This is a genomic window from Mycobacterium sp. DL, assembly GCF_039729195.1.
Lineage (GTDB): Bacteria > Actinomycetota > Actinomycetes > Mycobacteriales > Mycobacteriaceae > Mycobacterium > Mycobacterium hippocampi_A.
Genome location: NZ_CP155796.1, coordinates 3,371,381 through 3,385,452, shown reverse-complemented (window position 1 = coordinate 3,385,452; position 14,072 = coordinate 3,371,381). Strand labels below are relative to the sequence as shown.

The following is a 14,072-nucleotide window of genomic DNA, read 5'->3' as shown; positions in this document are numbered from 1 at the left end:
ACACAGTTGAGCCCGCCGAAGACATACGCAGGAGGCAGCGGTGGCTCAGGAGCAGACCAAGCGAGGCGGGGGCGGCGGCGACGACGACGATCCCACCGGCAGCACGGCCGGCGGCCAGGAGCGCCGGGAGAAGCTGACCGAGGAGACCGACGACCTCCTCGATGAGATCGACGACGTCCTGGAGGAGAACGCCGAGGACTTCGTGCGCGCCTACGTCCAGAAGGGCGGCCAGTGACCTGGCCGCACCGCGAACAGTCCTTTCCGCCCTCTCTACCCGGAGCACTCAGCCCCTTGTCTCAAGGTCTTTCGCAAGGCGGCGTGAATTTGTCGTCGTTCTCTGACTATCTCCGGCATCAGGCACCCCACCTGCTGCCCGGCGCCGGGCCGGTGCCCACCGACGCGGTGCCCCACGGCACCACGATCGTCGCGCTGAAGTACCCCGGTGGTGTGGTGATGGCGGGTGACCGGCGGGCCACCCAGGGTCACATGATCGCCAGCCGCGATGTGCAGAAGGTGTACATCACCGACGACTACACCGTGACTGGCATCGCGGGCACCGCCGCCATCGCCGTCGAGTTCGCTCGTCTCTATGCCGTGGAACTCGAGCACTACGAGAAGATCGAAGGGGTGGCGCTGACCTTCCCCGGCAAGGTCAACCGGTTGGCGACCATGGTCCGCGGCAACCTGGGCGCCGCGCTCCAGGGGTTTGTGGCGCTGCCGTTGCTGGCCGGCTACGACCTCGATGACCCGAACGCCGAGGGTGCGGGCCGGATCGTGTCGTTCGACGCCGCCGGCGGATGGAACATCGAAGAAGAGGGCTACCAGTCGGTCGGCTCCGGATCGATCTTCGCGAAGTCGTCGATGAAGAAGCTCTACTCACAGGTCACCGACGCCGATTCCGCGCTGCGTGTCGCGATCGAGGCGCTCTACGATGCCGCCGACGACGACTCGGCGACCGGCGGTCCCGACCTGGTACGAGGGATCTACCCGACCGCCGTGGTGATCGGCGCCGACGGCGCAGCAGACATCCCCGAGCAGCAGATCGCCGCGATGTGTCGTGCGATCATCGAGAGTCGTTCGCGGGCAGACACATTCGGCCCCGACGCCGAGCCTCGAGGTGAGGATTCGTGAGTTTTCCCTATTTCATCTCGCCTGAGCAGGCGATGCGTGAGCGTTCGGAACTGGCGCGTAAGGGCATCGCCAGAGGTCGTAGCGTGGTCGTGCTGGCCTACGCCGACGGTGTGCTCTTCGTCGCGGAGAACCCGTCGCGGTCACTGCAGAAGGTCAGCGAACTCTACGACCGCGTGGGCTTCGCCGCGGTGGGCCGTTTCAACGAGTTCAACAATCTGCGCAGTGGCGGTATCCGGTTCGCCGACACGCAGGGGTATGCCTACTCCCGCCGGGACGTGACCGGCCGCCAGCTGGCCAACGTCTACGCACAGACGCTGGGCACGATCTTCACCGAGCAGGCCAAGCCCTACGAGGTGGAGCTGTGTGTGGCCGAGGTCGCCCACTACGGCGAGACCAAAGCTCCCGAGCTGTACCGCATCACCTACGACGGGTCGATCGCCGACGAGCCGAGCTTCGTCGTGATGGGCGGGACCACCGAGCCCATCGCCACGGCGCTCAACAACACCTACACCGAGAACGCGAGTCTGGCCGACGCGGTGTCCATCGCCGTGGGGGCGCTGAGTGCCGGCGGCACCGGAACCGAACCGCGCACGCTGGGACCGGCCACCCTCGAGGTCGCGATCCTCGACTCCAACCGGCGTCGGCGGGCGTTCCGCCGAATCACCGGCACTGCTCTGGAAGAGCTGCTGCCGCAAGGTGATCCGATTATCGCCGACGAGGTCGGCGTCGCCCCGGACGGCGATTCCTAGCCTCACCCCTCTCAACGCCGCGAGCGTGCAGTCCCGGTAGTCCCGCCCTTCGGGCGCCTACCCCGGCTGCACGCTCGCGGCATTTGGTGATTCACCGGCGAGTCCGTCTTGCGTGAACGGGTTCGAGGATGGATGATTTGTTGCGTATGACGCACAGCGTTGCGTAATACACAACATATTCACAGCTTGTCCTCAAGAATCTCACTGCTGAATCGGAGCGGTCCCGCCATGCCCAGAGTCGTCGTGATCGGTGCAGGCATCGTCGGCACCTCCCTTGCCGACGAGCTGACCGAGCGCGGCTGGACCGACGTCACGGTCGTCGACCGGGGGCCGCTGTTCGCCACCGGCGGCTCCACGTCGCATGCCCCCGGGCTGGTGTTCCAGACCAACCCCTCGAAGACCATGACCGCCTTCGCCAAGTACACCGTCGAGAAGTTCGGCGCACTCCGGCACCCCGACGGGTGGGCGTTCAATGCGGTCGGCGGGCTCGAGGTCGCCACCACGCCCGAACGCTGGGCGGATCTTCATCGCAAGGCCGGCTGGGCGCAGGCGTGGGGGATCGAGGGCAACCTGGTCACCCCGGCCGAGTGTGCGGCGATGCATCCGCTGATCGACAGCGACCGCATCCTGGGCGGTTTCCACACCCCGGCCGACGGCCTGGCCAAAGCGCTGCGCGCCGCAGAGGCGCAGGGCCGTCGAGCCGAGGCCAGGGGAGCGACCCTACGTCCCTACACCGAGGTGCTCGGCATCGTCGACGACGGGTCCCGGGTCACCGGGGTGCGCACCGCCGACGGTGTCATCGATGCCGACGTCGTCGTCTGCGCGGCCGGGTTCTGGGGCGCGCAGATCGCCAAGCAGGTCGGCCTGGTGCTCCCACTGGTCCCGATGGCGCACCAGTACGGCCGCACCGGTCGGATCGAGGCGCTCGTCGGGCGCAACACCGAGTCGGCAGAAGCCGGCCTGCCCATCCTGCGCCACCAGGACCAGGACCTGTACTTCCGCGAACATGTCGACCGTCTGGGCATCGGCTCCTACAGCCACAAGCCGATGCCGGTCGACATGTCCACCCTGCTGTCCGACACCGCAGGCGAACCGATGCCGTCGATGATGCCGTTCACCGAGGAGGACTTCGCTCCTGCATGGAAAGCGGCGGCAGAACTGATTCCGGCGCTTGATGATTCGAAGTTGGAAGAGGCGTTCAACGGGATCTTCTCGTTCACCCCGGACGGATTCTCCCTCATCGGGGAGCATCGCGAGCTGGCCGGCTTCTGGGTCGCCGAGGCCGTCTGGGTGACCCATTCCGCGGGGGTCGCCCGGGCCACGGCCGAGTGGATCATCGACGGCACGCCGTCGATCGACACCCACGAATGCGACCTGTACCGCTTCGAGGACATCGCGCGCAGCCCGTCGTTCATCATGCAGACCAGCTCGCAGGCATTCGTCGAGGTCTACGACGTCATCCACCCGCACCAGTACCGCACCGCCCTGCGCGGTCTGCGTACCAGCCCGTTCCACGCGCGTCAGGTCGAATCGGGCGCGTATTTCTACGAAGGTGGCGGATGGGAACGCCCCGCATGGTACGAAGCCAATGCCGAACTCACCCAACGCCTCTGCGCCGAAGGTCTGGCATTGCCCGAGCGTGACGACTGGGCGTCGAAGTTCTGGTCACCGATCTCGGTCGCCGAAGCGCAGTGGACCCGCGAGAACGTCGCGATGTACGACATGACGCCGCTGACGCGCTATGAGGTCAGCGGCGCAGGTGCCGCGGCCTTCCTGCAGCAGATGACCACCAACAACGTCGACAAGAGTGTCGGGTCGGTCACCTACACGCTGCTGCTCGACGAAACCGGCGGCATCCGAAGCGATCTCACGGTGGCGCGCCTGGGACCGCAGACCTTCCAGGTCGGTGCCAACTCGCCGATGGATTTCGACTGGCTCAGCCGCCGTCTACCCGGTGACGTCGTACTGCGCGACATCACCGGCGGAACCTGTTGCCTCGGAGTGTGGGGTCCGGCCGCCCGCGACGTGGTGGCGCCGCTGTGTCCAGACGACCTGTCGCATCAGGGCTTCCGGTACTTCCGGGCGATCAGCACCTACCTCGATGCCATCCCGGTGACCATGATGCGGGTGTCCTACGTCGGTGAACTCGGCTGGGAGATCTACGCCGGCGCCGAATACGGTGCAGCGCTGTGGGGTCTGCTCGCCCGGGCAGGAGAACCGCACGGCATCATCCCTGCGGGCCGAATCGCGTTCAACAGCCTGCGGATCGAGAAGGGCTACCGCAGCTGGGGTACCGACATGACCGCCGAACACCTCCCGGCTGCCGCCGGGATCGATTTTGCGGTGCGGATGGCCAAGGCGTCCGATTTTGTCGGCAGGGCGGCGTTGAAGAGGGCGTCGGCTCCGGCGTCGATGCTGCGCAGCATCGTGTTCGACGACCCGAATGCCGCAGTGCTGGGCAAGGAACCGGTATCCGTCGACGGTGCCTGCGTCGGCTATGTGACCAGCGCCGGCTACTCACCAACCATGGGGCGCACCATCGCCTACGCGTGGCTGCCCGCGCAGTTGGGCGTCGGCGAGGCGGTCACCGTCGCCTACCGAGGCTCGGAATTCGCTGCTGTCGTCCATGCGGAACCGGTGGTCGACCCCGAGATGGCCCGGATCAAGAGGTGACGGTAGCGATGGGATACGACGTCATCGTCATCGGCCTCGGTGGCATGGGATCCTCGGCCGCCTACCATCTCGCGTCGCGCGGGCAGCGGGTTCTCGGGCTGGAGAAGTTCACCCCGGCCCATGACCGTGGTTCCAGCCACGGCGGCTCCCGCATCATTCGGCAGTCCTACTTCGAGGACCCCGCCTATGTGCCACTGCTGCTGCGCGCCTACGAGCTGTGGGACAGGCTCGCCGCCGACTCGCAGCGCGAGGTGTACCGGGTCACCGGTGGCCTGTTCATCGGCCATCCGGACAGCCTCACGGTGGCAGGCAGCCTCGCGGCCAGCAGGCAGTGGGATCTGCCGCACGAGGTGCTCGACGCCGACGAGATCCGGGCCCGCTTCCCGAACTTCACCCCCGAACCGGGTGACATCGCGCTGTACGAGGACATGGCCGGCTTCGCGCGACCGGAACTGACCGTCCAGGCCCACCTGAGCCTGGCCGAACGCGCGGGGGCGACCCTGCAGTTCGGCGAGGAGGTCCTCGAATGGGCCGACACCGCAGCAGGTGTCGTCGTCCGGACCGACCGCGGCACCTACACCGCCGGGCAACTGGTGGTCTGTCCCGGCGCATGGGCACCACAACTGCTGGCCGAGTTCGGGATTCCGATCACCGTAGAGCGTCAGGTGCTCTACTGGCTGGACCCGGTCGCCGGAACCGAATCGTTTGTCGATCACCCGATCTTCATCGACGAGAGTGCCGACGGCATGCAGATCTACGGGTTCCCGGCGATCGACGGCGCGCGCGGCGGCGTCAAGGTCGCCTTCTTCCGCAAGGGCGTCGCCTGTACGCCGGAGACCATCGACCGCACCGTGCACGGCGACGAGATTCGCGAGATGCGTGACCGGTCGGCGCAACTGCTGCCCGCGCTGAACGGACCGTGCCTGCACACAGCGACATGCATGTACTCCAACACCCCGGATCAGCATTTTGTGATAGCCCGGCACCCCGACAGCGCATACGTCACGGTGGCGTGCGGATTCTCCGGGCACGGATTCAAGTTCGTCCCGGTGGTCGGCGAGATCCTCGCCGATCTCGCCATCGACGGCGCCACCGGCCACCCGATCTCGTTGTTCGACCCGAAGCGACTGGTGACGTCATGACCACCGTTGAGCCACCCTCGGCCCCCGCGCTGCGCGCCACGCTGGGCGGGAACTACTACACCAGCGCGGCCGTGTTCACCACCGAGCAGGAACACATCTTCGAGAACATGTGGTTCTGCGCCGTCCGGTCCTCGGATCTGGCGTTGGCAGGCAAGTTCAAGAAGGTTCAGATCGGCCGCGAGAGCGTGCTGCTCGTGCGGGGACGGGACGGCCTGCTGCGGGCGTTCCTGAACGTGTGCCGGCACCGCGGCGCCCAGTTGTGCACCGAAGCAGAGGGCGAGGTGAAGCGCAGCCTGCGCTGCCCGTACCACTCCTGGACCTACGGGCTGGACGGCAAACTGATGGCCGCCCCGAACATCGGGATTCTGACCGACGACGCCGGCGCCCCGATCGACCGCAGCCGATTCGGTCTCGTACCGGTCGCGCTGACCGAATGGCTCGGCTACGCCTGGGTGTGCCTGTCGGACACCCCGCCGCCGTTCGACGACGTGATGGCCGAGGCGACCAGAACGCTCGGGGACCCGGATGCGATCAACCGGTACGGCATCGGTGGACTCGACGTCGGCCATCGGGTGGTCTACGACGTCGCGGCGAACTGGAAGCTGATCGTCGAGAACTTCATGGAGTGCTACCACTGCAGCTCGATCCACCCCGAGTTGGTCGGCGTCGTCCCCGAGTTCGCGCGCGGCGTGGCAGCGCAGGCGAACATCGGCCGGGGTGCCGAATTCGGTTCCCAGGTAGCCGGATTCACGATCGACGGTGCGGCGGGATTCGACCGGTTGCCGGGGATCACCGACGAGCAGGACCGGCGCTATTTCGCGATCACCGTCAAACCGACGGTGTTCATCAACCTGGTGCCCGACCACGTCATCTTCCACCGGATGTATCCGATGGCGGCCGATCGCACGGTGGTCGAGTGCGACTGGCTCTACACCGGGGAGGTGGTCGGATCCGACCACGACGTGTCTCGGTCGGTCGAACTGTTCCACCGTGTCAACGAGCAGGACTTCGCCGCCTGCGAGCGAACACAGCCGGCGATGTCGTCGCGCGCCTACCGCCACGGCGGAGTACTCGTCCCCGCCGAACACCACATCGCGGAGTTCCATGAGTGGGTAGTGTCCCGTGTCGGTTGACGCGGACGGGAGATCGAATGGACGGCGAGCCTGACCTCTACATCGCAGGGGTATGGCGTCATGCCCGCGATCGGGGAACCCGCGACATCGTCAACCCGGCCGACGGGAGTGTCGCCGCCGTTGTCGACGAAGCCACCCCGGACGATGCCCGTGAGGCGATCGCCGCCGCCCGCCGCGCCTTTGACGACGGTGCCTGGCGCGCCACACCGGCGACGGCGCGGGCCGCTCTGCTCGATCGGGTGGCCGATCTGCTGCAGCGCGACAAAGAGGACCTGGCTCTGCTCGAAACCCGCGACACGGGTAAGACGCTGGCCGAGAGCCGCATCGACATCGACGACGTCACGTCGGTGTTCCGCTACTACGCCAAGCTCGTCGGCGTCCAGTCCGACCGGGTCGTCGACGTCGGTGACCCGGCGGTCATCAGCCGGGTGGTCACCGAACCCATCGGGGTGTGCGTGTTGATCGCCCCGTGGAACTATCCGCTGCTGCAGATGTCGTGGAAGATCGCACCGGCGCTGGGCGCCGGGTGCACGATGGTCGCCAAACCCAGCGAGGTGACCCCGCTGTCCACGATCGCCTTCGTGCATCTGCTCGAGGAGGCTTTCCAGGAACACTCGGTGCCGACCGGCGTCGTCAACCTGGTGCAGGGCAGCGGCGCCGTTCTCGGTGAAGCGCTGACCGCCGGGGCGGACGTCGACTTCATCTCGTTCACCGGCGGACTCGCGACCGGGCAGACCATCACGAGGGCGGCTGCCGCGAACGTCACCAAGGTGGCGGTGGAACTCGGCGGCAAGAACCCGCACATCGTGTTCGCCGACATCACCGACGATCCGAACGGTTTTGATGCCGGCGTCGACCACGTCCTGACGGGGGTGTTCCTGCACTCGGGGCAGGTGTGCTCGGCAGGCACCCGGCTGATCGTCGAAGACTCGATCGCCGACGAATTCGTCGCCGCGGTGGCGGCCCGCGCCGCCGGCATCACGATGGGCGACGGCTGCGACCCCACCAGCGAAACCGGCCCGCTGGTCTCCGAGCAGCACCGATCCAAGGTGGAAGCCTATGTGCAGTTGGGGATTTCGGAGGGAGCCGAGCTGATCACCGGTGGCGCACGGCCGTCGGATCCGGCGTTGGCGAACGGCAGCTTCTACCTTCCGACGATCTTCGACAAGTGTCATCGGTCGATGCGGATCGTGCAGGAGGAGACGTTCGGTCCGATCCTCACGGTCGAACGGTTCACCACCGAAGCCGAGGCGATCGCACTGGGCAACGACACCGAGTACGGTCTCGCCGCCGGGGTGCGGACATCGGACGCCGCGCGAGGCGAACGGGTGGCGCGTGCGCTGCGGCACGGCACGGTGTGGCTCAACGATTTCGGGTACTACACCGCCGCCGCGGAATGGGGCGGGTTCGGCAAGTCGGGCAACGGCCGCGAACTCGGCCCGACAGGTCTTGCGGAATACCAAGAGCTCAAGCACATCTGGCACAACACCACTCCCACCGTCGCGGGCTGGTTCAAGCACTGACGGGTTCGGAAAGGACCGCACATGGTTGTCAAGGAGCCGCACGCCGACAGTGGCATGGAGGACTTCGGATACAAGGAGTCGCTGGATCGCAGCATCGGCAAGTTCGCCAGCTTCGCGGCCGGGGTCAGCTACATCTCGATCCTGACCGGCACGTTCCAGCTCTTCTATTTCGGCTTCGGCACCGCCGGGCCCGCCTACCTGTGGTCGTGGCCGCTCGTGTTCGTCGGCCAGATGGCCGTGGCGTTGTGCTTCATGGAGTTGGCCGCCAAATACCCCGTCGCCGGCTCGGTCTACAACTGGAGCAAGAAGCTCGCCAGCCGACTGGTCGGCTGGACATCGGGATGGCTCATGCTGACCGCGTCGATCGTGACCATCTCCGCGGTGGCGCTGGCCTATCAGCTCAACCTGCCGCGAGTGTGGAGCGGATTCCAGATCATCGGCGACGGCAGCGGTGACTACGACTACGCCGCCAACGCGGTGCTGCTCGGCAGCGTGCTCATCGCATTCACCACGCTCGTCAACGCACTGGGGGTGCGTCTGATGGCGAGGATCAACAGCTCCGGGGTGTTCATCGAGCTGATCGCCGCGGTTCTCATCGCCTTCCTGCTCGCCATCAACATCAACCGCGGGCCCGATATCTTCTTCTCCACCAACGGTTACGGCACCGACGAGAGCATGGGATTCCTCGGCGCGTTCCTGATCGCGTCGCTGGCGTCCGGCTACGTGATGTACGGGTTCGACACGGCGAGCTCGCTGGGTGAGGAGACGGTGGAGCCCCGGCGCACCGCGCCCAAGGCGATCGCGCGGGCGATCCTGGCATCCTTCGTGATCGGCGGCGCGATCCTGGTGTTCGCGGTGATGGCCGCACCCAACCTGCAGGATCCTCAGATCGGGGAGAGCAGCGGTGGCCTGCAGTACATCGTCGAGCAGGTGATGTGGGGTCCTTTGGGAACCGTCTTCCTGGTCTGCATCGTGATCGCGGTGACCGTGTGCTGCCTGGCGGTGCACACCGCGGCGATCCGGCTGACCTTCGCGATGGCCCGGGACAACGCGCTGCCGTTCGGCGAGAAACTGGCCACCGTCAATCCCAGGACCCAGACGCCGATCGTCCCGGCGGTCACGATCGGCATCATCGCGATCGTCATCCTGGTCATCAACATCGGTCAGCCCAAGATCTTCACGGTGCTGACGTCGATCGCCATCATCATGATCTACCTCGCTTACCTGATGGTGACCGGACCGCTGCTCAAGAAGCGCTTGCAGGGGCAGTGGCCGCCGCCGGATCTCAAAGAGGGCGGCTACTTCACGATGGGCAAGTGGGGGATGCCGGTCAACATCGTGGCCGTCGTCTGGGGCATCGCGATGGCCACCAACCTCGCGTGGCCCCGCGCCGCGGTCTACGGCGAGGGCTGGTACTACGAGTGGGGGGCGTTCATCTACATCGGCATCATCCTGGGTGCCGGCCTGCTGTGGTATTTCGTCAAGGGCCGCAACCACATCGGTACGTTGAAGTCGCACGCGGCGGAGTCCGTTCCGGGAGTTCGCACGGATGGCTGACGCCGGGACCTTCGACTACGTGATCGCGGGCGGCGGCACCGCGGGCTGCGTGCTGGCCGCACGGTTGTCCGAGGACCCCGATGTCACGGTGTGCCTGGTCGAGGCCGGGCCGTCCGACGTCGGCGACGACGCCATCCTCGCGCTGTCCGAGTGGATGCACCTGCTCGACTCCGGTTACGACTGGGACTATCCCGTCGAACCCCAGGAACGTGGAAACTCGTTCATGCGCCACGCCAGAGCCAAGGTGCTCGGCGGGTGTTCGTCGCACAACTCGTGCATCGCGTTCCACCCTCCCGCCGAATGTCTGGACGACTGGGTGCAGATGGGCGCGTCGGGCTGGGGTGCAGCGGAGATACTGCCGCTGGTCGAGCGGCTCACCCAGACCGTGCTGCTGCAGGATGTCCCGCCCGCAGACCCCTGCGGCGCAGCGGTGTTGGAGGCCGCAGCGATGGTGGGCCTGCCCACCGTGAAGTTCAACCGGGGTGAGACGGTGCGCAACGGCGCCGGGTGGTTCCAGATCAACGCCGCGCTGGAGGGCGCCCGACTTACTCGGATGTCGTCGTCGCACGCTTTCCTCCATCCGATCCTCGGCACCCGCAGGAATCTGGAGATCCGCACAGGGTGCTGGGTTTCGGAGATTCTCTTCGACGAGTCCCTGCGGGCCGGTGGGATTCGCTACCAGCGGCCGGACCTGACCGGGTACGACACCGTGGTCGCCCGCCGCGAGGTGATCCTCACCGCCGGTGCCGTCGACACGCCGAAGCTGTTGATGCTCTCCGGCATCGGCCCCACCGCACATCTGCGCGAGATCGGCATCCCGGTGCGTGTCGATTCACCTGGAGTGGGGGCGAACCTCGACGACCACGTGGAGGGCCTGGTGTTCTGGGAGGCCGCCAGGCCGATGGTGACCGAGTCGACCCAGTGGTGGGAGATCGGGCTGTTCACCACAGTGGACGAGGGACTCACCCAGCCGGACCTGATGATGCACTACGGCAGCGTGCCCTTCGACATGAACACCCTGCGTCGTGGGTACCCCACGACGGACAACGGATTCTGTCTGACGCCCAACGTCACTCAGGGCCGATCACGCGGCACGGTGCGGTTGCGGTCCCGCGACTTCCGCGACCGCGCGCGGGTTGATCCGCGGTACTTCACCGACCCCGACGGCTACGACGAGCGGATCATGCTCGCCGGGGTGAAGCTGGCCCGACGCATCGCCGAGCAGCCGCCGCTTGCCGCCTGGGTGGGCGCAGAGCTGGCACCGGGTCCGGAGGCGACCTCCGATGACGAGCTGCTCGACTACATCCACAAATGCCACAACACCGTTTATCACCCTGCGGCGACCGCGCGAATGGGTGCGGTGAACGATCCGATGGCGGTGCTCGATCCGCAGCTTCGGGTCAAGGGCGTCTCGGGTCTGCGCGTGGTGGACGCCTCGGCCATGCCGAAGCTCCCATCGGTCAACCCCAACATCACGGTGATGACGATGGCGGAGAAGTGTGCCGACCTCATCAGAACGTCCTGACCGTTCCGATCTGCCGGCGTTCCTGGCCGGGCACACGCCGTTCCAGGGATCGACGGAGTCAGAGCTCGCCGACCTCGCCGACGGGGCCTCGGTAGAAGGGTTTCCGGCCGACGCCGTCGTCGCGGATTACGCGACGCGGGTACCCGACGAGATCTGGATGGTCCGCGACGGGGCGGTGGCGTTGCGCGCCAGCGGGGACGGTTCGCTGATCGACACCGTCGGCCCCGGCGGGATCTTCGGCTACCTGCCGCTGCTGACCGGGGCGGGAATGGACTTCGAGGCGCGCACGAGCGCACCGAGCACGTTGATCCGGCTTCCCGGCGCGCTGGTGCGAGCACAGTTCGCCAAGCCCGCCGGTCTGGCGTTCCTGGCGTCGTCGGGCTGGAGCGGCGCAACCGCGGAGCGCCCCACGATCGCGCCGACCATCGATAGCCGGCCCGTCGCCGAACTCGTCCACGGCGAGGTGCTGATGGCCGAGCCGTCGAATTCGGTGCGTGATGTCGTCATCGAGATGACCGCGCGTCACGTGTCGTATGCGCTGATCCGATTGCCCGACGGCCGCCTCGGCATCTTCACCGATCGTGACCTCCGCACCCGGGTGGTGGCCGCGGGTCTGTCGGTGGAGGTGCCCATCGCCGAGGTGATGAGCGCGCCCGCCCGAACGGTGACCGCCGACCTGACAGCGGACAGCGTCCTGATGGAGATGCTGGAGTGCGGTCTGCGGCACATGCCGGTGCTGACCCCGCGCGGAGAGGTGCTCGGTGTTCTCGAGGACGCCGACCTGCTGGCCGCGTCGGCGCGGCAGAGCTTCATGCTCCGCCGCTCGATCGCGCAGGCCGACGACCCAGCCGCACTGCAGCAGGTGGGCCGACGTGTCACCGGTATCGCCGTCGACCTGTTCCGCAACGGCACCAAGGCCACTGCGACGAGCGCGATCCTGTCTGTCGTCATCGACAGCCTGGTGCGGCGGGCACTGGAACTTGTTCTGGCACAGCCGGTCAACGCAGGGCTGGACGGCTTCGCCTGGCTGACGCTCGGCAGCGTGGCGCGTCGCGAGGCGATGCCGTCCTCCGACGTCGACAGCGCGCTGTCCTGGCGTGACGACCACGCCGATCAGGCCCCGCGGCTGCGTGCTGTGGCCGCCGAGGTGCACACCCTGCTCGACGGCTGCGGACTGCCGTCGGATCGCAACGGCGCGATCGCCGCCACGGCGCGGTTCTCCCGGTCGGAAGCGGACTGGCGGCATGCCGCGCAGGGATGGTTACAGGACCCGCTGCGCGATCGCGGGCTGATCTTCTCGTCCCTGCTCCTCGACGGAAGGGTCGTCTGGGGTGACCCGCGCCTGCACAGCGTGGCGGCCGCGTATCAGCGGGTCCGCGAAGAACATCCGAATGCGTTGCGGCTGCAGCTCCTCAACGCGTTGTCGGGCAGGGTGAGGACGAGGTCGCTGCGCGATGTGCTGTCGCGGCGCGGCGGCACCTTCGACCTGAAGAGCCACGCGCTGACACCGATCGTGAACCTCGCCCGCTGGGGCGGGCTGACCGCCGGACTGACCTCGGCGAGCACGCCGACCCGGCTGGAGGCCGGCGCGCAGGCCGGCGCCTTCAGCGAGCGCGACGCGCGCACGCTGGGTGATGTGTTCGCCATGCTGCAGCGGTTGCGGTTGGCCCACCAGGTCGAACAGGTCGCCGCGGGACACCCGCCGGGCGACGTCATCACCATGTCGGAGCTGTCGCCGCTCAACCGCAGCCTGCTCGGCGACGGCCTGCGCGAGATCGCGGCGGTGCGGCGCCGGGTCGGCAATGTCGGGATTCACGGCGTATAGGGTCGTGGGCAATGGTCAGCCGCGATACCTCACCCGCCGTACAGTCCGTCGACCGAGCGCTTCAGGTCCTGGAGATCCTGGCCGAGATGAGCCAGGCGGGGGTCACCGAGATCGCCGACCGGCTCGGTGTGCACAAATCGACGGTGTCACGGCTGATCGCGGCGTTGGAGGCCCGCGGGTTCGTCGATCAGGTCTCCGAGCGGGGTAAGTACCAGCTGGGATTCGCCGTCACCCGGCTCGCACGTGCCGCAAGCGCCCAGCTGGACATGGTCAAGGTCAGTCAGGACATCTGCGACGAGCTCAGTGTCGAGGTGGGGGAGACTGCCAACCTGGCGGTGCTCGACGCCGATCGCATCGTCAACGTCGTCGAGGCCATCGGCCCGTCGGAGATCACGCTGCGCACCTGGGTCGGTCAGAGCTGCCCGGCGTATGCGACCTCCAGCGGCAAGGTGTTGCTGTCCGGATTGGACCCCGCCGAGGTGCGCAACCGGCTGGGGTCTGCGCTGGAATCGTTCACCGACGGCACGGTTTCCAGTCCCGACGACCTCGAGCGGGACTTGACCGCGGTACGCGAACGCGGGTGGGCGAGTGTGACCGAAGAACTCGAGGTCGGGCTGAACGCGGTCGCCGCGCCGGTCTACGACGCCCACTCCCAAGTGATTGCGGCGCTGAGTGTTTCGGGGCCCTCCTACCGCCTGGGAGTGGAGCGGTTCGAAGAGGTCGCGAAGCTGACCATCGCCGCTGCGGACGCGATCAGCCGGCGACTGGGCTGGATCGCTCGCGACTGAGCGCACCGCCAACGGCCGCTCCTTGC

General features: G+C 67.3%; 11 protein-coding genes. All 11 read left to right on the top strand.

The window, feature by feature from the left end:
- Positions 1 to 40: 40 nt before the first annotated feature.
- The 11 genes from ABDC78_RS16115 (at position 41) to ABDC78_RS16065 (ending at position 14,046) form a co-directional block, all read left to right on the top strand.
- Positions 41 to 235, top strand: coding sequence for a ubiquitin-like protein Pup (locus ABDC78_RS16115; protein WP_178360136.1), 195 nt, complete (start codon positions 41 to 43; stop codon positions 233 to 235).
- 56 nt (positions 236 to 291) lie between these two features.
- Entirely contained in the window at positions 292 to 1,131 is an 840-nt protein-coding gene (prcB, locus tag ABDC78_RS16110) for a proteasome subunit beta (protein ID WP_218620980.1), read from the top strand.
- Positions 1,128 to 1,880, top strand: a complete 753-nt coding sequence (gene prcA, locus ABDC78_RS16105) for a proteasome subunit alpha (RefSeq protein WP_178360138.1) — start codon at positions 1,128 to 1,130, stop codon at positions 1,878 to 1,880. Before prcB ends, prcA begins: the two co-directional genes overlap by 4 nt.
- 228 nt (positions 1,881 to 2,108) lie before the next feature.
- Entirely contained in the window at positions 2,109 to 4,553 is a 2,445-nt protein-coding gene (locus tag ABDC78_RS16100; protein ID WP_178360139.1) for an FAD-dependent oxidoreductase, read from the top strand.
- Positions 4,554 to 4,561: 8 nt separating this feature from the next.
- Entirely contained in the window at positions 4,562 to 5,695 is a 1,134-nt protein-coding gene (solA, locus tag ABDC78_RS16095; protein ID WP_178360317.1) for an N-methyl-L-tryptophan oxidase, read from the top strand.
- Positions 5,692 to 6,828 carry an aromatic ring-hydroxylating dioxygenase subunit alpha gene (locus tag ABDC78_RS16090; RefSeq protein ID WP_178360140.1) on the top strand — a complete coding sequence of 379 codons (1,137 nt, stop codon included), beginning with the start codon at positions 5,692 to 5,694 and terminating at the stop codon, positions 6,826 to 6,828. The genes solA and ABDC78_RS16090 overlap by 4 nt, the downstream gene beginning before the upstream one ends.
- Before the next feature lie 17 nt (positions 6,829 to 6,845).
- On the top strand, positions 6,846 to 8,351 hold the full coding sequence (locus ABDC78_RS16085; protein WP_178360141.1) for an aldehyde dehydrogenase family protein: 1,506 nt from the start codon (positions 6,846 to 6,848) through the stop codon (positions 8,349 to 8,351).
- Between the two features lie 21 nt (positions 8,352 to 8,372).
- On the top strand, positions 8,373 to 9,908 hold the full coding sequence (locus tag ABDC78_RS16080) for an amino acid permease (protein ID WP_178360142.1): 1,536 nt from the start codon (positions 8,373 to 8,375) through the stop codon (positions 9,906 to 9,908).
- Positions 9,901 to 11,433, top strand: a complete 1,533-nt coding sequence (locus ABDC78_RS16075; RefSeq protein WP_178360143.1) for a GMC oxidoreductase — start codon at positions 9,901 to 9,903, stop codon at positions 11,431 to 11,433. Before ABDC78_RS16080 ends, ABDC78_RS16075 begins: the two co-directional genes overlap by 8 nt.
- Entirely contained in the window at positions 11,408 to 13,258 is a 1,851-nt protein-coding gene (locus ABDC78_RS16070) for a putative nucleotidyltransferase substrate binding domain-containing protein (protein WP_178360144.1), read from the top strand. The genes ABDC78_RS16075 and ABDC78_RS16070 overlap by 26 nt, the downstream gene beginning before the upstream one ends.
- An 11-nt stretch (positions 13,259 to 13,269) precedes the next feature.
- Positions 13,270 to 14,046 (top strand): IclR family transcriptional regulator, encoded by a 777-nt coding sequence (locus ABDC78_RS16065; protein ID WP_178360145.1) that lies wholly within the window; start codon positions 13,270 to 13,272, stop codon positions 14,044 to 14,046.
- Positions 14,047 to 14,072: the final 26 nt, after the last annotated feature.

Coding starts and splice junctions, on each gene's coding strand:
- ABDC78_RS16100 (WP_178360139.1), top strand. CDS start 2,109: ATGCCCAGAGTCGTCGTGATCGGTGCAGGCATCGTCGGCACCTCCCTT.
- solA (WP_178360317.1), top strand. CDS start 4,562: ATGGGATACGACGTCATCGTCATCGGCCTCGGTGGCATGGGATCCTCG.
- ABDC78_RS16090 (WP_178360140.1), top strand. CDS start 5,692: ATGACCACCGTTGAGCCACCCTCGGCCCCCGCGCTGCGCGCCACGCTG.
- ABDC78_RS16085 (WP_178360141.1), top strand. CDS start 6,846: ATGGACGGCGAGCCTGACCTCTACATCGCAGGGGTATGGCGTCATGCC.
- ABDC78_RS16080 (WP_178360142.1), top strand. CDS start 8,373: ATGGTTGTCAAGGAGCCGCACGCCGACAGTGGCATGGAGGACTTCGGA.
- ABDC78_RS16075 (WP_178360143.1), top strand. CDS start 9,901: ATGGCTGACGCCGGGACCTTCGACTACGTGATCGCGGGCGGCGGCACC.
- ABDC78_RS16065 (WP_178360145.1), top strand. CDS start 13,270: ATGGTCAGCCGCGATACCTCACCCGCCGTACAGTCCGTCGACCGAGCG.